The 22440-nt window shown below is 36.5% G+C and carries 16 protein-coding genes; 3 read left to right on the forward strand and 13 right to left on the reverse strand.

The annotated features are described in order from the left end of the window. Nucleotides 1-59: 59 nt before the first annotated feature. Both NMK93_RS12195 and NMK93_RS12200 read right to left on the reverse strand, forming a co-directional pair. On the reverse strand, nucleotides 60-1079 hold the full coding sequence (locus tag NMK93_RS12195; RefSeq protein ID WP_254527582.1) for an OmpA family protein: 1020 nt from the start codon (nucleotides 1077-1079) through the stop codon (nucleotides 60-62). Between the two features lie 586 nt (nucleotides 1080-1665). Then, nucleotides 1666-3300: a glycoside hydrolase family 32 protein gene (locus tag NMK93_RS12200; protein ID WP_254527583.1), complete on the reverse strand. Its 1635-nt coding sequence runs from the start codon at nucleotides 3298-3300 to the stop codon at nucleotides 1666-1668. Nucleotides 3301-3435: 135 nt separating this feature from the next. Here NMK93_RS12200 and NMK93_RS12205 point away from each other — a divergent pair, with 135 nt between their 5' ends. Next, nucleotides 3436-5067, forward strand: a complete 1632-nt coding sequence (locus NMK93_RS12205; RefSeq protein WP_254527674.1) for an ABC-F family ATP-binding cassette domain-containing protein — start codon at nucleotides 3436-3438, stop codon at nucleotides 5065-5067. A gap of 73 nt (nucleotides 5068-5140) precedes the next feature. Here NMK93_RS12205 and NMK93_RS12210 read toward each other — a convergent pair whose 3' ends face one another. From NMK93_RS12210 to NMK93_RS12240, 7 genes are all read right to left on the reverse strand, one after another. Next, nucleotides 5141-5347, reverse strand: coding sequence for a hypothetical protein (locus tag NMK93_RS12210; RefSeq protein ID WP_254527584.1), 207 nt, complete (start codon nucleotides 5345-5347; stop codon nucleotides 5141-5143). A gap of 38 nt (nucleotides 5348-5385) precedes the next feature. After that, complete coding sequence (locus NMK93_RS12215; protein ID WP_254527585.1) at nucleotides 5386-6036, reverse strand: hypothetical protein; 651 nt, start codon at nucleotides 6034-6036, stop codon at nucleotides 5386-5388. A 9-nt stretch (nucleotides 6037-6045) separates the two neighbouring features. After that, entirely contained in the window at nucleotides 6046-7932 is a 1887-nt protein-coding gene (locus tag NMK93_RS12220) for a beta-ketoacyl-ACP synthase III (protein WP_254527586.1), read from the reverse strand. Next, complete coding sequence (locus NMK93_RS12225; RefSeq protein ID WP_254527587.1) at nucleotides 7933-8670, reverse strand: sterol desaturase family protein; 738 nt, start codon at nucleotides 8668-8670, stop codon at nucleotides 7933-7935. Between the two features lie 269 nt (nucleotides 8671-8939). Continuing rightward, nucleotides 8940-9578 carry a peptide-methionine (S)-S-oxide reductase MsrA gene (msrA, locus tag NMK93_RS12230; protein WP_254527590.1) on the reverse strand — a complete coding sequence of 213 codons (639 nt, stop codon included), beginning with the start codon at nucleotides 9576-9578 and terminating at the stop codon, nucleotides 8940-8942. 100 nt (nucleotides 9579-9678) lie between these two features. Continuing rightward, on the reverse strand, nucleotides 9679-11148 hold the full coding sequence (locus NMK93_RS12235; protein ID WP_254527592.1) for a glycoside hydrolase family 76 protein: 1470 nt from the start codon (nucleotides 11146-11148) through the stop codon (nucleotides 9679-9681). A 190-nt stretch (nucleotides 11149-11338) separates the two neighbouring features. Further along, on the reverse strand, nucleotides 11339-11506 hold the full coding sequence (locus NMK93_RS12240; protein ID WP_185212548.1) for a hypothetical protein: 168 nt from the start codon (nucleotides 11504-11506) through the stop codon (nucleotides 11339-11341). A gap of 362 nt (nucleotides 11507-11868) precedes the next feature. Here NMK93_RS12240 and NMK93_RS12245 point away from each other — a divergent pair, with 362 nt between their 5' ends. Continuing rightward, nucleotides 11869-12771 carry a hypothetical protein gene (locus tag NMK93_RS12245; RefSeq protein ID WP_185212549.1) on the forward strand — a complete coding sequence of 301 codons (903 nt, stop codon included), beginning with the start codon at nucleotides 11869-11871 and terminating at the stop codon, nucleotides 12769-12771. A gap of 40 nt (nucleotides 12772-12811) precedes the next feature. On the opposite strand, the gene NMK93_RS12250 is transcribed toward NMK93_RS12245, so the two are convergent. Further along, on the reverse strand, nucleotides 12812-13876 hold the full coding sequence (locus NMK93_RS12250; RefSeq protein WP_254527595.1) for a class I fructose-bisphosphate aldolase: 1065 nt from the start codon (nucleotides 13874-13876) through the stop codon (nucleotides 12812-12814). Between the two features lie 155 nt (nucleotides 13877-14031). On the opposite strand from NMK93_RS12250, the gene NMK93_RS12255 reads away from it, so the two are divergent. Further along, a complete protein-coding gene (locus tag NMK93_RS12255; RefSeq protein ID WP_254527596.1) occupies nucleotides 14032-15090 on the forward strand; it encodes an alpha/beta fold hydrolase in 1059 nt (352 codons plus the stop codon). 6 nt (nucleotides 15091-15096) lie between these two features. Here the strand turns inward: NMK93_RS12255 and NMK93_RS12260 are convergent, their stop codons facing one another. The 3 genes from NMK93_RS12260 to NMK93_RS12270 are packed head-to-tail and all read right to left on the reverse strand — an operon-like array spanning nucleotide 15097 to nucleotide 22330. Beyond that, nucleotides 15097-17460 carry a PDZ domain-containing protein gene (locus NMK93_RS12260; protein WP_254527598.1) on the reverse strand — a complete coding sequence of 788 codons (2364 nt, stop codon included), beginning with the start codon at nucleotides 17458-17460 and terminating at the stop codon, nucleotides 15097-15099. 12 nt (nucleotides 17461-17472) lie between these two features. Further along, nucleotides 17473-18903, reverse strand: a complete 1431-nt coding sequence (locus NMK93_RS12265; RefSeq protein ID WP_254527600.1) for a RagB/SusD family nutrient uptake outer membrane protein — start codon at nucleotides 18901-18903, stop codon at nucleotides 17473-17475. Nucleotides 18904-18919: 16 nt separating this feature from the next. Continuing rightward, nucleotides 18920-22330 (reverse strand): TonB-dependent receptor, encoded by a 3411-nt coding sequence (locus NMK93_RS12270; RefSeq protein ID WP_254527602.1) that lies wholly within the window; start codon nucleotides 22328-22330, stop codon nucleotides 18920-18922. Nucleotides 22331-22440 lie beyond the last annotated feature (110 nt).

Raw genomic sequence — 22440 nt, forward strand, 5'->3', positions numbered from 1 at the left:
TAGTTGGAGGGTTGATTATGTTGATCGTTTCTATTATTGATAAAATGAATAAATAAGGCTTATTTTTTTACCAATTCGACTCTCCTATTTTGCTCTTTTCCAACATCGGTATTGTTGTCAGCGATAAAATCATTGGCTCCAAAACCATTTGCGGTAAGCCTTGATTTATCGATTCCATCCTGAACTAAAGTAGAAAGAACCGTATTAGCTCGATCTTTTGATAGTTTTAGATTATGGTCTGCATTGCCTACGTTATCTGTATATCCATTGATATCTAATTTCAAGCTCGCATTGGAATTCAGGACCTTGCCAATTTCCGAAACAACATCTTTGCCATCAGCTTTCAATGTGGCTTTATCCGTATCAAAATTAATGTGTAGGACAGATTTTCCTTTTTCGTTCAAATCCTTTTCAATTTTATCTGCTTTAATGATGCCTACAGTCTGTTTGAAAGCATCACTTTCTCCCGTATAAATTGCAGCATAGGCAGAATTGCTAGCAATAGCAAAAAGGACCAGTTTACCCTCTTTCTTCAGGCCATAGGTTACAAGATTCTCCATATTGGAGGTTGCAAAATCGAAATAATAGCTATCCTTGTTCTTAGCTTTATTCAAGGCATCAATTTGGTCCTGTGGAATTTGTCCTTCAAACAACTTTTTAGCGCCAAGGCTTTCGAAATGTTTGGCAAAGGATTGAACAAATTTATATTCATCCCAAGTTCCATTCATGGCATATCCCTTCACCTTGACCTTTCCCTCCAGTGGGTAAAATGAATTTCCTGTATAGAACTCAATTTTTCCAAAATCCGATTCCCTATCGAAACCATAGCTGCTTTTTGCATCCACCCATTCTGGGATGGAATAATATGGAAATTGCCCCATATCTGCGGTTGCTTCTGCTAAAGATTCCGGGTTGAAGGAAGTTGAGGCTGGAACGGTGGAAGTACTTACCGTTGTATCAACAGTGGAAGAAGTAATACTATCTTGATTGGCCTCAGCATCTTTATTAGCCGAATTATTACAGGACATCACGGTCAGGAATGCCGGCAGTATACCTAATAAAATGGTTTTTTTGTTCATTTTTCATTAATTAGTGTAACTAAATATAGGAATAATAGGTGTTAATTGTCACGAAAATAATGAGTTTTTGAAGGAGTGTGATCGAGGGGAAGGTTTGTTGGGTCGAACCAGGATGAAAAGGATGAGAGGATGGGCCAAGATAATTTGCTCATTGATAGATTTGCAAACCCCCAAAGGGGGTGGAATCTTTGTAGAACTTGGATGATTAGAATGGCCAATCCACAGCGTAGGTGAAATATTTTTCAATGAATATTTTTGAAGATAGAAAACAGTTCTTTCGCTTTGCTCAAGATGACAAAAATCCTAAAAAAAATAAGAAATAGATTTTTCGTTTCACTCTGAATCCCTCTTTGGCGCATTGTGATTCTGAACGTATAGTGAGGAAACTGTACGGTTCTTCCCCTCATGACTTTGTCATTTTCATTCGAAGATTGAGGACCTGCACGCCAATGCTATCATTCCAAAAATTAGGTTTGCAATGTTCCGAGATGTTTCGTTCCTCAGTATCACACAAAAAAACCTTAACTTATTGACCTTGCCCATAGAGTTCTATATTTAAAAATTCAAGAGCCAGTCATCAGTTTCTTTACCAAATTCCTTTTACACCATAGACTTCAAGTTCTAATATTTCAATATTGTTTCCCCAGAAATGGTAGCCTTCCGTATTGTTTTTATCGGGTTTGCGATCTAGGTAGCTGGAATAGATTCCGTTGTCGAAAAAAACTTCGATGGATGTTCTGTCGATATAGATATCAGCTGATAGTTCCATGCTCGTCGGGTCCTGTGGTGAATAGAACATGCCATTCAGCATGTTGGAATTCATATCGTAACTGATCATCCTTTGGGCATATAGATTGAATCCTGCATCAGTGGCATGGGAAAGTTTGATCTTTGTTTTTATGCGCAATTTGTCCTTATCACTGTATTTATGCAATAACTCGTTAGCTTTCGCTGCCGTTAAATTCGTCCAGGAATCGACCTTGTTAAAGAGTTTCTCGGTTTCCTTAATTGGGACACTGAATAGTCGCGGTCCATCTTTGGTATTTCTTAAGGTCAATTCCGTAGGAAGCATCATCATCCCATTAAAGGGCATATCACCTTGAGGGATCCTCCCCCAGCCGATCTGAATCCTTCTGCCATCTTTTTCAGGAATATTGCTATAAGTCTGCGCAGCATAGAGATGTCCTGCATTATAAAAGTACTTGCCAGCCTCAGGCGTAAATTTCTTGCCATCAAATGAACCGATCATATAAGTACCAGTAGCTCCGTACATAACCCATTTTTTATTATTCTGGTCGCCGTCAACCGCAAGTTCAAATAATTCTGGGCACTCCCAAAAACCGGAGACATGACTTTGATAGGTCCAGTCCTTCAAATTACTTGAAGTGTAAATGGAATGACCATCTAGCTCGTTGAGAACCATCACCCAATGTTTTGAAGGATCATGGTAGAAGACTTTGGGATCCCTAGTATCCTGACTGTTCCACTTCTCCTTGGAATCAATCAATGGGTTCTTATCATATTTGGTCCAGGTTCTTCCATTGTCAAGACTGTAAGCCATGCACTGAACCTGTCTGTCGGCACTAGCTGCTGTGTAAAAGGCAATCATGGCTGGCTTCTCCCCCTTATTGTAACCAGCGGTATTATTATAGTCGATAATTGCAGAACCAGAAAACATGGTCCCCAATTTATCTGGATATAAGGCTGTAGGCAACTCCTCCCAATGAAGCAAATCTTTACTGACAGCATGGCCCCAATGCATGTTTTCCCACTCCCTTTCCATAGGGTTGTGCTGGTAAAACAAATGGTATTCTCCATCATAGTAAACTAAACCATTAGGATCATTGATCCATCCCCTTTTGGTAGAGAAATGGAATTGAGGGCGATTCTGCTCTTGATATAGACTTTCCTGACCCTTGATCTCATCAGCTTGATAGATCTGCTTTAAGGCCTTCTCATCTCCATCAAAGGTGATTTTTAGATTTTTCCCCTTTAAATGGGACACATCGTAAAACACCCAATAATCTGCATGCTCAGGGGCTAGCCTAACAACTACTGACCAAGTATCATGTCCATCTGGTTTAAATTCCATTTTCTTCCGATCCTGCGTATTGGATATCGGAAAATTGAGGTATTTCTTATTGATCTTTAAGGTGATTTCAGCGGCAGTAAGGCCAGCACTCAGCAAGACCGACAGGATAAGCAGGGTTAGTTTTTTCATAGCGAATGGATTAGGTAAGAGTAAGATAAGAATTTTTAACAAAAGGCCTTCAATTGAAATCCTAAAATTAGGAACTCGGTCGAAAGAATGAATTTTTCCTCTATCTTTGCAGCTCAAAATAAATTCGAGCGAATCGTGATCAATGTAAATAACATCTCCGTTTCCTTTGGGGGAACAACTCTTTTTTCCGATGTGACCTTCTCAATCAATGAGAATGACAAAATCGCCTTAATGGGTAAGAATGGTGCGGGTAAATCCACTTTATTAAAGATTATTGCTGGTGTTGGGAAACCAACAACAGGAAATGTAACTGGTCCTAAAGATGCCGTAATCGCATATTTACCGCAGCATTTGTTGACCAAGGATAATATGACCGTATTTGAGGAAACTTCAAAGGCATTTGAAGAGGTCTATAAAATGCGTGATGAACTGGAGGAGCTTAATGAACAGTTGAATATCCGTACCGATTATGAAACGGATGATTACATGAGATTGATCGAACGTGTTTCCGAACTGAGCGAGAAATTCTATTCTATTGAAGAGACAAATTACGATGCTGAGGTTGAAAAGGTATTGAAGGGATTGGGCTTTGAGCGCTCAGATTTCAATCGTCAAACTTCTGAATTTTCAGGAGGATGGCGTATGCGGATCGAATTGGCGAAAATCCTATTAAAGAAACCAGACCTGATCTTGTTGGATGAGCCGACCAACCATATGGATATCGAGAGTATTGAATGGTTAGAGGATTTCTTGGTCAATCAGGCAAAGGCGGTGATCGTGATTTCCCATGACCGCGCATTCGTAGATAATATTACCAATAGAACCATTGAGGTGACCATGGGTAAAATCTACGACTACAAGGCCAAATACAGCCATTATTTGGAACTTCGCAAGGAACGTAGATTGCACCAATTGAAGGCTTATGAAGAGCAACAACGCTTTATCGCCGATAATCAAGAATTTATTGACCGTTTCAAAGGGACTTATTCCAAAACATTACAGGTTCAGTCTAGGGTTAAGATGTTGGAAAAATTGGAGATCATTGAAATCGATGAAGTTGACAATTCAGCTTTGCGCCTGAAATTCCCGCCTTCACCAAGGTCAGGAACTTATCCTGTCATTGTTGAAGATCTCACCAAGACCTATGGTGACCATTTGGTATTCCAAAAGGCAAATATGGTCATTGAGCGTGGACAGAAGGTAGCTTTTGTAGGCAAGAATGGTGAGGGTAAATCCACGATGATCAAAGCGATCATGGGTGAGATCGACTTTGAAGGTACCTTAAAAGTTGGCCACAATGCAAAAATCGGTTATTTTGCCCAAAATCAGGCTGCTTTATTGGATGAAGATCTAACCGTATTTGAAACTATCGATCAGATTGCAGTTGGTGATGTACGGGTTAAGATCAAGGATCTTCTAGGAGCATTTATGTTTAGCGGTGATGATACGACGAAAAAGGTAAAGGTTCTTTCTGGGGGTGAAAAAACGAGATTGGCCATGATCAAGTTGTTGTTGGAGCCCGTAAATGTATTGATTCTGGATGAGCCTACCAACCATTTGGATATGAAAACTAAAGATATCATCAAAGATGCTCTGCAGGATTTTGATGGCACCTTGATTTTGGTTTCCCACGACCGCGATTTCTTGGATGGATTGGCAACCAAGGTTTTTGAATTCGGAAACAAACGCGTACGTGAGCATTTTGAAGACATCAAAGGATTCTTGGAATACAAGAAAATGAATAGCTTGAAAGAGATAGAGAAATAAATCTCCAGATATTATAGAAAAAGGGTTAACATTTATCGTGTTAACCCTTTTTCAATTTATTAATTTTCCTCAATTATACAACGACCGGAGTCTCTTCGGAATGCAGTTTCTGTTGTGAAATCAGATGATGTAGGACCTCGGTAGATAAACCATGTAGGGTTAGCCTAAATCCTGCTCCATAAGTAGGCAATGGAATCATGGGATGTTTATTGTTCAAGGCAATGAGCTTTTCAGGGCAGCTCATTATCGTAGCTGCATATACTCCAATGACCTCATCCAATTGCAAAGAGTTAGATGCTCTCCAAAAATCATTATCGGTTAAAAAGAATTGATAAATGGTGTGAATACCTCAATCGCCGAGGAGAGGTCCATCATATTGGTCCAGCGATTCGGAAATTCCTCAAAGGGAATAGGTCCCGCAGAGACTGCAGAGAAATCTGGACTGGAAACTGGTTCAATTTTCAATCCCTTTTCCTGAATTGCTGTATTTAAATTGATAATGAAATTGTAAAGGTTAAGATCATGTTCCAAGAACAAGTTATCCTTGACCACTTCTAAAGACAATGGCTTTAAGGGATTCATTGGAATATCCTCGGCTCCCTTAACATTGTCTTTGATAAATCGCAAGACCTCAGACCCTAGGTAAAAATGCCTCAAGATCAAAAAGTTGGCTTCAGGAGAAACCCAATACTTCATGCCCCAATAAAGGAAGCGATGTAGGGTCTTAGGGGCATTGATCAGATTGGGAGCAACTGCTTTAAAGATCTGTAAGATAATAATGGTCAATCGTCCAAATACCCTTAAAAAAGGCAACATAAATTGCTTGCTCTTTCTATTGGAATCAAACAAAAAAGCAGCCTTTGCATCTTTATTAAAGGGGACACTATTGTCCAAGAACAATGCATGCCAATGACTTGGGTCTCTGGGATTGTTCTTTTTATGTTCGAAATATTCGCTGGTATGTAACATAGAAGCTGATTAATAATTTCCGATTTCTGCCAATTGCAATTGATATAGTTTCGCCACGACTTTCGCCGTTTTGGCTACTCTTTTTGCCATCTCTTCAGTTAACAATTCTGAATTAAGAGCCTTTTCAAATCGCTCAAAATGGTTGTCATTGGAGTCAGAGGTTTCATGATAGATAAAGAAAGAAACCTGATCATCTTTTAGATCCAATTGATGCTGGATAGCACGGCCCCATTTTCCAGCCAAACGATTGCCCAAGCCTTCAATAATAAACATTCCTCCTAGCAAGTCAAAAGGATTGGGTTGACTTGCTTTATGGAACATATAGGCACTCAAAGCCTCCGAACCAATATTTTTCTCACCCTGATAGAGGGCTTCCTTATTTCCACCACAATTGATATAGTTCTTTTCAAGGATCTGATAATCTTTATGTTCATCGCGAGAATGGGAAATAAAGGAAGAACGGATATCAAAATAATCCATGCTCACATTGGAGGCAGCCCGCGCAATCCATTGCGATCCATCGATAACCTGTTGCCTTAAATTTAACAATAAGAGTTTATAATCTTCCAGACTGATCGTCCCATTGTAAATCCTTTCGATAATCGGCGTGCTACGTAGAGATAGTTCAAAATCTACCCAAATCTGCGTAAGGTCACGCACGAGTTTCTCCTGTATAGGTTTATTATCAATATGGATTTCAGGCGCTAAGATTTCATCTTCTTTTGAGATCAATGGTTTTTTCTCTTCCTGAGCATTGCCCACTACCTTGAGCTGCATAAAGGTGGTAATGAAACGGCCGCTCTCGGGAACCATACATAGGATTTCCTGATTTGGCTTCAACTTCCCACTATATAGTAATTCCTCCAACATAATGTAGATGGAGGCTGCACCCGTATTACCTTTATCATGTAAATTGGTAAACCATTTATCTTCATCAATGATTAATCCTCCTTTTTTCAAAAGATCTACAATAGGTTGTTTAAAATATTCTGAAGAATAATGACATACTAGCCAATCTATTCTTTTAGGATCAACTTTCCCGGTTTCAATCAATTGAAAAAGATGTTGAACACCGAGGTTAACGGTATTGTTGACCAACTTAATATCTTGTTTTAGATTAATTGCGGCATCGGCATCGGCGGCTGAAAAACTTGGATAATCCAACCAATATTTATCAATTGTGCCATCCTTCTTTTTATTGGCACCAGTGTACATGCAGACCTCAAAACTATTGGCATAGGATTTTACGTCTATCCATTCAACCTCAAGGCTCAATCCTTTGGCATTAGGTTTATCAGATAGGTACATGGCCCCTGCTCCATCCGAAAGCATCCATCTCAAAAAATCGGTATCCAATGGCAAGCCTTTCTCCTGAATTTCGGGTTGATTCGCAAACCGTGAGGCCTTAAACATACGACTGGGCATATCTGCTGCACAAGAAATGGCATTTTCGTTTTCTCCAGTCAATATATGCAAATAGGCACTTTTTAAGGCCATAATGCCTGATGAACAGACGCTCTGATGCGAGACAATATTGCACACTGGCAATTTTGATTCTGCATGAACCATGCTTGCAAAGCCAGGAATAGGCACATCGCCTTGAGTTGTACCAGCAGTTAACAGCTCCACGTCTTCCTTATTGACATTTGCTTTTGCTAAACAGTTTTTAATGGCTTTATCAGCCATTCCTGCTACCGAATCCGTCGAGTTCTGGCTTTTATCAAGGGCATAATATCTTGTCTTGATACCATTCTGTTTCAACATCCTTTCCTTTGCTCTGGAGGGCTTCCCGCCAATCAAGCCTAAGAAATCTTCCATGTCCTCATTGAAAACCGGTGAATTGGGAAGATGCATCCCAATGGCATTTATATAAACTGGTCTATTGTCTTTTTTCATTTAGTGTTTATTATCTGAAATTTGAGTATTGAAGATCTTATCGAAAATGCCCAGCATAAAACCAAAATTGCCTCTACCCCATTTATGGTGCATGCTGTGCCTAAAAGTATATTTTGAAAATGACGTATTTGGTTTATCACTTGGTATCTCATGGTTACAATGTCCAAGCAAATTGATGACCAAACTCATAACTGGCAAACTCAAAATGGAATAGACCTGAAAATCATGGAAAAACAATGGAAAGAAAATTACGGTCCCTAAAAGGAAGGATTCGATCCAATGGAAGCTAAAAATAGAATATGCTGTAGGTTCCTTCGACCAATGATGGACCTTATGGACATTCCTAAAGAACCAAGGTCTGTGCAATAGCCAATGGACTGCATAAAAGTGCATTTCATTCCAAAGAAAGAGCAACGGAATTTCCCAGAGGCAATTCCAATTATTGTCAAACCTGACCTTAAACACTCCTATGGAGAATAAATATTGAAAAAATATCGCCTGTAGTGAGAATACAAGGATGGAAAGCAAGGAGTTCTTAATTTCTTTAGCCCTTTGCCCAGGTTTTTGAGCAAATACGATCTGCCTCAAACTCGCATTCTTCGTTTTATACTGTACAATAGTTTCTGTAATAAAGGTTCCTACAAAGTAAAGGACACTAAAAAACACGAAGAAAAATACACTTGTGTAGTACCATTTCGAGAGCACGAAATTGAATGTGTTTTCCAGTAATTCGTTCATTAATAATTAGGCTTCAGCTATTGAAATTCAATTTATATATTAACTCTTATTATTGATTGTTTATTATTCAAAACGTAGAATGTAGGCAAATATTTGTCAATGTAAATTTCCATAAAATAAGAATTTGTAATTCTTCCTCATCGAATGATTCAAATTAGCGAAAAATAATGAAGAAATACTCCCCCTGAAAACAGCTATATTCATGTTAAACACAAAAAAAGGGAAGCAAAAAATATTATTTGCTTCCCTCACTCTTAAGTTCTTACCTTTTACTTTTTAGGATTTGCTTTTTTGGCAACCTCAAAAAGCTCAGGACCTATATGGCAATATCCACCTGGATTCTTATCTAAATAGTCTTGGTGATAGGTTTCGGCATCATAGAAATTTCTCAAAGGTTCATTTTCTACAACCACAGGGCTTTGAATGGATAAAGACAGGGCATGAAGTTTATCCTTGATCAGAGGTTCGTCGTTTTTATCGGTATAATAAATTCCTGTACGATACTGAGTTCCTCTGTCGTTTCCTTGTCTATTTAAAGTTGTTGGATCTACACTTTCAAGGTAAAGATCGATTAATAGCCCTAAATCAATTACTTCTGGGTCGTAAATTACCTTTACGGTTTCAGTGGCTCCGGTACTGCCTGTGCAAACTTCTTCGTATGTAGGATTGGTTTTGTTTCCATTGGCATAACCAACTTCTGTACCCACTACCCCTCTTACCAATTTGAAAAAATGTTCGGTTCCCCAAAAACATCCGCCGGCAAAATATATCTCTTTTTCTTTTCCTGTTAAACTCATTGTGCTATTAGTTTCTGATTTTTCTTCCTTTTGATTTCCTTCCGTAAAGCCCATGGTCATGATGATTACAGTGACTAGGACTGTTGAAGCAATTACTGCTAATTTTTTCATGGCTTTAAGATTTGAAACATAAAGTTAAGGATTTTGTACAAAAAATGAGTTTAGGGTCTCAAATGTGATATTTAGTTGATAAATAATAGGGATGATAAAGCTATAGTCCGTAATAATACTCTGCTAATAAGGCATACTCTGCTGCATAGGTAAACATGAACATTCCCTCCAAGCCATTAGTATCCTTTCCTTCATCCCATCCCTTTAAGAGATTGGATGCCAAGAATCCATCCTTATTGGCATGTTGATAGCCATAGTCTAGATTCTTCTGAAATGGTTGTATATATTGCCCGTAATTACTGTTGCTCATGGCCAAATCCTTAAACCCTCGCAATAATATTCCATTAAACCAATTCTTGAAACCCTCTGTTCCAAAGGAGTAATAATCAGGGATCTCTTTACCTTCTTTTGCAAAGAAAGAAAAACTGTTCTTGGCTAGTTCTTTGGCATCATTGTCATATTGTTCATCTTTTGTGACCCGGAATAAATCAACAGCTCCCGAAAGCATAGTTCCAGAATTGTAGGAGTATGATTCCCCGACTGCCTTGGTCAATTTTGTATTCGCACGATATTTTTTACCGTTTATTTCCTCATAACGGATTTTGCAATCAGGATCACAGTCCCCCATCATATCAGTATATACACCCTCTTGGTTTAATAAGTTTTCTTTTTGCCATTTGTAAATAGCTTTTGCAAAATTCAGATAATAAACCTGCTTAGGTTCCATTTTCGAAAGTCTGGTTTTGCCATCCTTAACATCAATAGAACGATGTTCAATCTGATCATTTTTGTTTTTATAAATTTCATGTAGCCAAACCAAAGAACTAATCAATGGGGAATTACTACAGGCATGTTTAGTTGTATAACCTGGGCCCCATGATATACCGCCAATTTCCTTTCCATTTTCATCTACATTTGAGTCCCATCCATCAAGGACATAGGCCGTGAGGTATTCAGCCTTTTCCAGATAACTCTTGTTTCCAGTCAATTTATAGGAATGGATCAATTCCCGTAATAACCACATTTGATCATCATAGACATTTAATATGCCTGTCACATTGGCTTTCCCTTTTTCTCCTACCCGATCAACCGCATAAACGGACCAAGTTTTTGTTTGAGTATAGGATACTAATTCAAATGTTCCCAAATAATAATCTAGGTTCTCATATAATTTTGAAAGTAGCTTTTCATATTTAGCATAATTTGCCTGATAGATCTTTTGGTTGCCATATTCTTTGTTTGCACTTAAACCCGATAAAATTGCATTCACCGCTTCTATCCCAGCTGAATACATCCACACACTTGCAGTCTCTTCAGATTTCACTTTATTGAAAGGATTGTAAAATCTACTCATCTTAAAGGAATTCGGTTCAAAATAAACTGCAATAGTGCTATCAACTAATGCCATAGATCTTTGCAGATTCTCATCTGGCAGATCAAAAAAAGTATCCTTTGTGGCATTGCTTGCTACAGCATTTTGAGAAAAAGATTTGGAATAAGGAAAGAAAATTAAGCTGATTACAATAGTAATCGAAGCTATTGCGAATGGCAGACTGGTACTTTTAAGCATTTGATTTAAGAAATGTTGGGTTTAAGTTATTGTAGCATCACAAGCTGAACATTCAGCATGTGAAGATTAAGATACATAAAAATTAAACAAAAAATTAATTACCATATATTCAGAATCAATTGGACAACAGGAATAGCATTTAAAAGAGAATAATTTGGTTGCCAGAAATGGCAACCAAATTCTAATTGTATTATTTTTTAGGACGTGGAGGTCGTACCTGCCCCTGATCCCCATATACTGGGTCATCATCTCCCGAATCGGAGTTGGATTGGATTATTATTGCATCATTGTCAATCGGTTCAATAGGCATAGTTGGGTTGCCTGTGTTCATTAAATGGTAAAGGATTAAGTACCACATTTTTCAAAAAATTAGAAGGTAAAAGCCTGCTAGGTCCACATACACCTTATATGGGATTGCTAGAAAATTTTCCAGAAGGCCTTCTGAATTTTTTGGAATTGAGGGGCATGAATTCCTCAATATTGAAATCTCTTTTGTATCTTTCCTTGAAAGCACAAACAGTATTAACCGCTGATTTCAAAAGCAAAACTAAAGCACTAAAAGCCGCTCATAATCAACCTTTTACGATATTTCCGGTAATTCCATGTGAATTCCGGTATTTCCAAAGCGATCTGTTGTGAAACTGTTTTGGCTGTGAAATGTATTATTAATTAGAATTACGGATCCGTAAATCTTGGGGAGGAAAATATTTAATTATAGGAATGTCAGCATTCAATAAATTTAAAGAACGCGTTCTTGCCAACTATTGGGAAAAACACAAAAACAATGAATTACATGACCGATTAGCAAATCCAACTTCTGCTAATCTTAGAGACTATGCCCTATTCCTTTTGAATGAGGGTATGAATCCTGATGACAGAAAAACGCTGAGAGATTTCTTTATTTTAAAGGATGAACTTGGAGATCTCGAAAAATCAATAGCCGGAATTGACATTGACAAATTAAAACCTGTACGATATTTTATTGATGGTAAAACCAGCAATCCCGATGAAACTATTGTAAAGCTTTTGGCCGTGCTGATTGACTTTCAACCAAGACCATTTAGGATCGATGATTGGGTAGCGGATATAAACCCTAAATCAAGAGAGACATCCATATTACCTTTAAACCAATCTCTTGAAAAAGAGGATCCAAAATTTCCTGATACAAGTAGACAAAGCTCTGGAATAGGTTCCTCGTCTCCGGAATCAGGAACCAATACTTCGAAATTCAACAAAAAGGCAATAATGTGGGTGGGATCTGCCGGACTTATTGCTGCAAGTTTAGGTTATATTACCTTCAAGGATAAAAAGGAGTGCATGGTTTGGTTTAAGGACCGATACATTGTGGTAGACTGTTTAGACAATAACATGTGGAATCAAAAGGTAATAGCTTTGGATGAAGACAGATTAAAAAACTTTAGAAAAATCACGAGATATGATACTTTAGGTCTTAAGGATGTAAATAGAATTTGGTATTCGAAGGTCAATAATGAAATTGAGTTTTTCACCACGGCAGGATTGCATCCCGAACATAGCGAACGTGGACTAAAACTCGCCAGTGAATATATTATCCGAAAATATGCAATGGGCGAAGAACCTGATACCAGTAAAAATGAAGAGTAAATGGGCAAATAGATAGGTTGCCCATTTATCCTTTTCAATATTAAGCGATATCCACTTCCTTCATTAAATAGACATCTTGAATTCCCTGAAGCAGTTCTACACCTTCTTTCATTGGCTTTTGAAAAGCCTTTCTTCCACTGATCAAGCCTGTTCCCCCAGCCCTTTTATTGATTACGGCTGTTTGCAAAGCATCCCGAAGGTCATTCTTACCTGAAGCCCCGCCTGAATTGATCAATCCCGATCTTCCCGCAAAGCAATTTAATACCTGATAACGGCAAAGATCAATAGGATGGTCCGAACTCAATTCACTGTACATTCTTTCATCAAGCTTACCATAACTACTGTTCCCTAAATTTAAGGCCTTATAGCCTCCGTTGACTTCTGGTAACTTCTGCTTAATAATATCTGCTTCTATGGTCACCCCTAAATGATTAGCTTGTCCAGTCAAATCAGCAGATAAATGATAATCCACGCCATCCTTTTTAAAAGCATCATTTCTCAAATAACACCATAGGATGGTTGCCATGCCCAAGCTATGGGCTTCTTGAAAGGCTTTGCTCACTTCAACAATCTGTCTTCCTGACTCCTCAGAGCCAAAGTAGATGGTCGCACCTACTGCAGCAGCTCCCATGTTCCAAGCTTCGCGAACTGTTCCGTAGAGAATCTGATCACTTTTATTGGGATAGGACAATAACTCGTTGTGATTGATCTTGACAACAAATGGAATCTTATGCGCATATTTTCTAGATACAGCGCCTAGCACGCCGAATGTTGATGCCACAGCATTACATCCACCCTCGATTGCCAGTTTGACAATATTCTCTGGATCGAAATAAATAGGGTTTGCAGCAAATGAAGCGCCAGCGCTATGTTCGATGCCCTGGTCTACTGGAAGAATGGAAAGATAACCAGTATCTGCTAACCTTCCATGTCCAAAAATATTTCCTAGACTCCTTAAGACCTGCGGATTTCTGTCAGTCGGTCCATATACATCATCAATAAAGCATGGAGAGGGTAAATGAAGCAGTTCTTTTTTTACTGTCTTACTTTGATATTTTAACAAGTCCTCAGATCCTAGGTGTTCAATCAATTTATTGATATTCATTTTATTATGTTTAAATCTTTATAAAGGCTATTATAATAATTGAACATGATGACATTAGAATTGTTTCTGGTAACAATGAATAATTTACCAACAATCGGTAAAAATATTTATTTAAATTTGGTCGAAATTTTATCCTATTTAATTGAAAACCAATCATGATGAACCTCTTAATAATCTTGATTAGTATCTTGGCCCTGTTAATCATTCTATATTTTATATATGTAGAGCATAATTTGCATTCAGAAGATAGAGAACGGTTAAAGATTTCCGAATTCGGTTTTGAAGAAAAACAGGTCAATTTAGAAAATGGGATTGTGCTAAATTATGGTGAGGGACCTGATAACGGTCCAGCACTGATGTTGATCCATGGCCAAGGGGTAGATTGGAAAAATTATGCAAAAGTACTTCCGGAATTATCTCAAGATTGGCATGTATTCGCTATAGATTGCCATGGACATGGGAAATCTAGCCATGAAGCACAAAGTTACACCGCAGAAAAAATGGGCACTGATTTTATCTGGTTCATTGATCATGTCATAAAAGAACCTGTCTATCTATCAGGGCATTCCTCTGGAGGTCTTCTGGCAGCTTGGATTTCTGCAAATCATATTCGGATTCAAAGTACGGTCTTAGAAGATCCACCCTTGTTTTCCACAGAGAAAGACCGTTGTCAAAAAACTTTCGCTTGGCAAGACAGCTTTCGTATAGCCCATGACTTTCTTCAACAATCTGAAATAAAAGATTATTTAACCTTTTACCTCCCTCGAAGCTATTGGAAAAATAAGTTCAAAGGCCTCTGGAAAACCATTATTTCAAAAGCAAATAAATTCCGAGCAAAATATCCTAATCGAATATTCAGAATAGGTTTTATCCCATTAGCCATTAATAAGATATGGGAATCGGCATCAGATAACCGATATGACAAAAGATTTGCTGATAGTTTTTACGATTGTTCCTGGTTTGAGAATTTTGATCAGGCAGAAACTCTAAAAAAGATTTACTGTCCAACAAAATTGATTTTCACCAAGAATTCTAAGTGGAAGCAATATGATGAAAATGGCATCCTCATGGCTGCTATGTCAGATGAGGATGCCATTAAAGCTGCAGGTTTAATCCAAGATTGCAAACTGATAACCGTCGATTCTGGTCATGGTTTTCATGATGAACATCCGGCAGAGTTTATTAAGATCATAAAATCTATGCAAGGAATTTGACCTGCATTATAAATTAACCTGCATAGTTTTTTTCTCCTGATTTCTGAAAACTTCAATATTCAATTTATTCATATACTGATCCCTCTTCAATACAAGCTGTAGGTCCTTCAGTTCCTTGACATCCACTGATTGACATCCAACAATAACATCAGACTTTTGAATCCCTGCTTTTGCCAATGGAGAATTTTCCTCAAGCTCTAAAACCAAGACCCCTTCCATCGTTGGTAGCCCAGCAGCAGATTGTTCCCCTAAGGATTCAATAGATTTTAGCTTAGCTCCTTTCCATTCAAAAACTGCACCTTTCGAAATATTTCCTTCTTTATGGATTTCAGGGATATGGGGCGAATCCAGCAATCTTTTTAATCTGGTATTTCTTACTCCTACATCACTTAAATTCAATGACTGAAAATTCATGTTACCGGAAATTAAATCAAATTTTCCGATCGCTACATCTACGAAATTTAAATCCACAACCGATGAATTAGCATCCACCGATTTGGCTTGGTCTGCTTGCAGGTCTTTTAAACTGGTATAATAGTTTTCATCAACCTTATCTCCCCAATAGTTAACCTGAATATCTTGATGAGAATGCATCACAATATTATTTCTAAAAACGTCATGGCTGTTTTTGAACCATACATGGGGATGAAACCCATTATTGATCATGATATTATTGTAGACCGTCCTATAGAAACCTTCTCGCAATTTCAATCCTCCACTAAGACAGAGGTTATTAAATATTTCATAGTTCGATGAACCATCATCAAGGTCAATATCCCACCCATGATCACAACTAAATCTATTGTTACTGATGATCGTTGTTTCAATTGCATCCAATTTAACCCAGTCTGGATGGGCTTCCACAATTCGGTCCATCTCTTTTCTATCGGGATGCCAAAAACGGTCTCTTCCCCAGGAGTTAAAAGCACCATGGTCGCTAGTTTCTAGGACGGTATTGAATACATCGTTAAATGAAATCTGATGTCCTCCCCATGTTCCATCACCTACATTAATCCCCGCTCTTGGTACATCATAAATACTGTTGTGCAGTACAGATATTCTTGCTGACATTGAAATTTGAACCCCGGCAACTTGTTTTTCTATCAGGCCAATATTTCTAATCACATTATCGTTCGCCTCACAATCTGCTGGATAGTTTTCCGTTTTGGGACCTGGAATAGTGTCTATTTCATTTTCAGCAACGAATTTCTCATACCTGAAGGAAGGACTTCGAACAGCCTGAGGATCCCCAACAAAATTTATAGCACCCCCACCTATCCTTTCCATTAAATTCCCGCTCACTTTTACTCCTCTATTATAATTGCTCAAGAAAACGGCATTCCCGCCCAGATCGATAAAGTCAGAATTGGAAACACTACAATGTTCTGCACCTTCAAAACAGACCGCAGCCTGTCTATAAATGGTCCAATCGCTTCTCAATAATGGTTCTTCCGTTTTCATAAAAGTTGGATCTGTTTGCACAAAACGGATCCCCGTTATATGCACCTCTCGAACTGGTTTTTCCATTGATCCTTTAACTGAGATCAAAGATTCTAGTTGAGGAACTTCAAATTCAAAGTTATTTGGATCCTGATCTCCGAAATTTAAATATAGCGTTGAACTTGATTGATCTAAATACCATTCATTCAACGTGTCCAATTCCTCGAATACATTTTCTACAAACCGATATGTTTCATGCATTTTGCTAGGTCGATTATTTTGTAACCCTCCTTCTAATTTTAATTCCCCATTCTCATCTTTACCAGTTACCAAATAATGGAATCCACCCCATCTACCAATATGTAAGGCATGCACAATCGCTCCCTGTGGATTCTTCCAACCTTTAACTCTTTCGGGGCTGATAGCGTCCTCAGCATATCCATTGAAAGGAAGAATCTTAGGATCATAATTGGGATATCTTGCTCGATTTAATAAATCACCATTTGCAAAAAGCCGTTGAAATTTTAACCCTGCTGGCACCTTAGTTGTCCAAAGGTTATTCTTGGATTTTGTCCAGCTCAGATTCAGTTTATTTGCTGCTGAAAAAGTCACCTTCCTTTCATTAATGGCTTTTATCGTAATGCCATCGAAGTTTATTTCCAATGGTTTTGATAGATAATATTGACCATCGTTGATTAATAATTTTACCCTAGAATTAGGATTCTTCTTTTTATAAATGGCAATTTGCTCCAAAGCGATTTCAGATTTACCGAAAGGTTTTTCTTTTGATCCATTAGAATTATTTTTACCATTAGTGGATAAATAAAATTCTTTAATACCAGAGGTTTGGCAAAAAGTTTCCTTACTTATAAAAAATAAAACAACAGTTATTAGGACATAAATATTTCCTGATATATTTAATTTTTTCATAGATTCTTTAAATTATTGATATAGTGGATTTTGAGGTATATTATTATTAATTATTTCTTCCACCGGAATTGGCCATGTTTGGTTATAATTTCCAATTGGCAAAGTCAATGTACTTCCTCTTTGCTTTTGAATTCTATCAAAAGAATTGGTCCTTTTCATAATCATCCAGGAAAATCCCTCCTGATAAAGCTCCCAATTCCATTCATTTCTAATATCTTCTCTCAATTGATTTTTAGATAAATTAACTAGGTCTGGTACATGGGTAATATCATTTTCGTCTAGCCTTGCTCTCTTCCTTATTTCATTTATATATGAATACGCATTTTGAGGACCATTAATTTCATTTTCAGCTTCAGCTGCAATTAAATACATTTCTGCTAATCGAATTAAAGGCAAACTGTAAGAAACCGAAGCAGCCGAAGGTAATACACCACGATCAATCAGATTTATATCAACAAATTTTCGAATAAACGGACGTTCTAAAACTTGGTTCCCAATTTTATAATTCTCTACTATTCCCCATTGTGATCTTCTATCTCCCTTTGGAAAACTTTTAATAAAATTTTGTGAAGGTACTAAGGAAGGATTGTATCCATTGGCTGTGCTAGAATTATTATGAATAAAATTCCCTCCTCTTCCCGCAACGTATTGTTTATCCCAAATGGTTTCACTTGTATAATTTAATTGCTGGAATACTTTTGCATAGTCTAAAACAAGAGAGTATTTTTTCGACCCAATTACAGTTTTTGCTTTTTCTAATGCATCTTTATAATATGTAGTTTTATTTAAAGGTTCTCCTGCCATTGTAAGATATACTCTTGCCAATAATGCAGTTGCAACAAATTTATTCACTCTTCCAATTTGAGGCTCAACCTCTGGTAGGTTGTCCTCGGCAAATTGAAGATCTTGAAGTATTTGCGAATAAACTTCAGCTTGTGGAGTCCTAGGTAATTTTAAACTTTCATAACTTTTAGCAACTTCTAATGGTAAAGGAATATCCCCAAACAATTGAACAAGATTAAAAAAAGCATAGGCCCTTAGAAATCTTGACTCAGCAATTAAAGCATTTTTCTTTTTCTCCTCAAGGGGTGCATCATTAAGGTATTTTAAAATAAAATTTGCATTTTTCACTATTCTATAAGGTCCATTCCAGGAATCCCTAGCATTATAATATGATGGAGATGGCTGGTTATTATATATAGGTAATGCTTGTTCTACTTTTGGAGATGGTGCATCATATAAATCCGTAATCATTTCATGAGTAAATGGAACATATAATGGTAATCCGCTATAAATACCTTTTACACTAGATTCATAACTCCCTGGATTATTAAAAAATTGATTAGGACTTAAAATTGTTTTTGGTTTCTCCTCCAAAATTTTTTCACAAGAGGAGAACAAAAAAACTGTTAAAATTGCGATTAATATCTTTTTAGTTTTCATAATTTTCATTTTTCAATTAGAATTCAACCCTTAAACCTGCAATAAATGATTTTGAAGAAGGATAATTTCCGCGATCCCAGCCATTTATACTTGCTGACGACCAGGATACTTCAGGATCATATCCGGTATAATTCGTAAATGTTAGAAAATTCTGAGCACTTATATAAACACGTATATTAGAAAGTTTTATCGAATTGGCAAACCTCGATGGAAATGTATAACCTAGAGTTACATCCCTTAACCTTACATATGTTCCATTTTCAACCCATAAAGTGCTAGGATAATCTCGGATAGAACTACCGCTTTTATTACTTGGCTTATCAAATTTGCTGTCTGTTGAATTATTTGACCATCTATTATTGAAAGCTTCATAAGTTGGAACCCATTCTCCGTTTAATGTGATATTATATTTTCTAAATTCATTTACTATATCATTCCCCACACTTCCAACTAACAAAAATGAAAAGTCAAAATTCTTAATAGAAAACTTATTATTAAATCCAAAAGTAAAATCAGGTTCAAGTTTGCTCAAAACAGTTCTGTCCTCACTATCATTTATTACACCTTTATTATCCCAATTTTTAAATTTGTAATCACCAGCTTTTTTATTTGGCTCACCATTATCAATAGCCTCCTGGTCTGTTTTATATACTCCTTCTATTGTATAACCATATAATTGCATGCGTGATTCACCAACAATTGTAGGGAACCAATTGCCTCCAGCTCCAATTTCCTTATATTCAATAGGATTGCCATATGCATCATTCCCTAAATCAAGGACTTTAGTTTTATTCGCTGATAAATTAAAAGAACTAGTCCATTTAAAATTTTCTTTAAGAATTGGAGTCCCAGATATTAGGAATTCAATACCTCTATTTTGAACAACTCCAACATTCTGAAGAACAGATCCAAAACCACCAGAACCAGGCAAAGTAACGTTTAATAATAAATCCTTTGTTTTTTTATTATAATAATCAAAAACAAATTCTAACCTATTGTTTAATAAACTGAAATCTAAACCAAAGTCAAATTGTCTTGTGGTTTCCCATTTGAGATTTGAATTTTCTAAAGAAGCTAGAATAAACGCGATATTAATTTCATTATTAAATACGACGTCAGTATTTGAGATATTGGCTAAAGTCTGATAATTATTAATAGCTTGATTTCCCGATTCACCATAAGAACTTCGAAGCTTTAAATTTGATATCCATAAATGATCTTTTAAGAACTCCTCATTACTTATTGCCCAAGCAATAGCGGCGGATGGGAAAAAAGCAAATTTATTACTTGCTCCAAACCTTGAAGATCCGTCATATCGTCCAGTTAATGTCAAATAATATTTATCTTTAAATGAATAGTTCGTTCTTCCTAAAAATGACATTAATCTATTATCTTGCCAATTACTACTAGGTAAGGCTTTAATAATTGCAGAAGAAATATTATTATTGAGATAAATATCGCTTAAAAACCCTATCCCAGATCCGCTATTTAAATCATCGGATTTACTTGATTGATAAGTTATTCCTCCAACAGCATCTAATTTATGATCTCCCCAATTTCTTTGAAACTCCAAGATATTTTCATTAACCAAAGTAAAGGTACTGCCATAAGATTTTTGGGCAACTCCAAAAATTGGTTGTCCATTAGGATCTGTTTTCTGGCCTAAACTAATATTACCCGGATAGTATAAATCCCCTTTATTATAACTATGATCAATACCAATACTAGATTTAAATTTTAATCCATCTATGATTTCATATGAAATACTTGAACTACCAATAATTCTTAAACTATTTGAGGAATTATGCCAATTATCCGAAATACCAACAGGATTTGTTTCTCCCCAGGATACACCAGTAAATTTAGTGTACTCTCCATTCTCATCATAAACACCAATTGTTGGAGGCATAACCATAGTAGCCCAAGGAATTCCACCACCACCATCAGCGGATTGATACTGAGCTCGATTATATTTTGAATTCTGAATAGATAGATTAGTACTAAAGATCAACTTATCAAAAAGCTTATGTTCAATATTCCCTCTAAATGACATTCTTTCAAAACCGGAATTTCTAATAATTCCATTTTGATTAAAATAACCAAAAGAAGTAAAATATTTAGTATTTTCATTTCCACCGCTTAAGTTTAAATCATGATTTTGAACTAATGCATTTCGATAAACTAAATCTTGCCAATTTGTCCCTTCAGCGAGATCTTTTATTTGCTGATCAGTCCAAGGAAGTTGTTTATTATCATTCAGAGCAACTTCATTTTGTAACTTAGCAAAATCTTTAGCGTTAATTAAATCAGCAAATTTTCTTATTTTTTGAGACCCTAAATAATTACTATAATTGATTAATGTTTTTCCAGATTTTCCTTTTTTTGTAGTAATAATTACCACTCCATTTGCCCCCCTAGACCCATAAATAGCAGTCGAAGAGGCGTCCTTTAATACAGAAATGTTTTCAATATCTTCCGGATTCAATTGAGCGGACAAACCGTCTAATGGCAGTCCATCAACAACGTATAACGGATCATTACTTGCTCCGAGAGAATTCAAGCCCCTAATTTGGATTTTCATCCCTTCACCAGGCTGTCCAGATGCTTGATTAACTTGGACACCAGCTGCCTGACCTTGTAAGGCTTGTGCAAAATTAGAAATTCCTTTGACTTGTGTAATTTGATCTTTTCCAAGTGTTGAAATAGAGCCTGTCAAATCGGTCTTCTTAACTGCTCCATAACCAACAACAACAACTTCTTCTAAATCAGAAACAACAGGAATTAAAAATACTTGAAGATTTTCTCCGTTAAATATCTTTTCGATTGTTTGAAATCCAACATAAGAAAAAACCAAAATAATTGGACTTGAATTTATATTATTTTCAAAGCTAAAATTTCCTTTGACGTCTGTGAAAGTTGTTAAATTTGCATTTTTGATTTTTACATTTACTCCTTCTAAAGGCTTTCCTAAGCTATCTAATACAACTCCAGATATCTTGACTTGATTATTCAATCTATTATTTGAAATGGTAGATTCTTGATTATTAACAGGATTTTGCTTTATGAGAATGTTTTTACCATCTATTTTATAGCTAATGGGCTGATTAGCAAAAACTAAATCAAGAACCTGAGAAATAGGTTTATTCTTTACATTAATTGTTATTGGTTTAGTTCCTTTAAGCCATGAGCTATTATAAAACATACTAAAACCGCTTTGTTTTCCTATTGATTTAAGAACAGTGCTTATGTTTTCAGAATTTGTTTGTAATGTAATATTCTGCGAAAAGACCTTTGCACAAACCTGTTGACTTAACAGGAAAAAGGATATTACGAAAATTTTTAATAAAAAATTAAGGTTTCTAATTTTTAGACTCAAAGGATTATTAGACCAAAACTTTGAGAGTTTGATTAAGGTTTTTAATTCCATACATTTGTAAGAGTTTGGTTGATTAATAATAGAGATAATTTCCCTATAGAATTGATTAGCTTCAATTAACGGTGATGGCGCAAAATCACCGTTTTTTTTATTTTTCGATC

It is taken from the genome of Sphingobacterium sp. LZ7M1 (assembly GCF_024296865.1).
GTDB lineage: Bacteria > Bacteroidota > Bacteroidia > Sphingobacteriales > Sphingobacteriaceae > Sphingobacterium.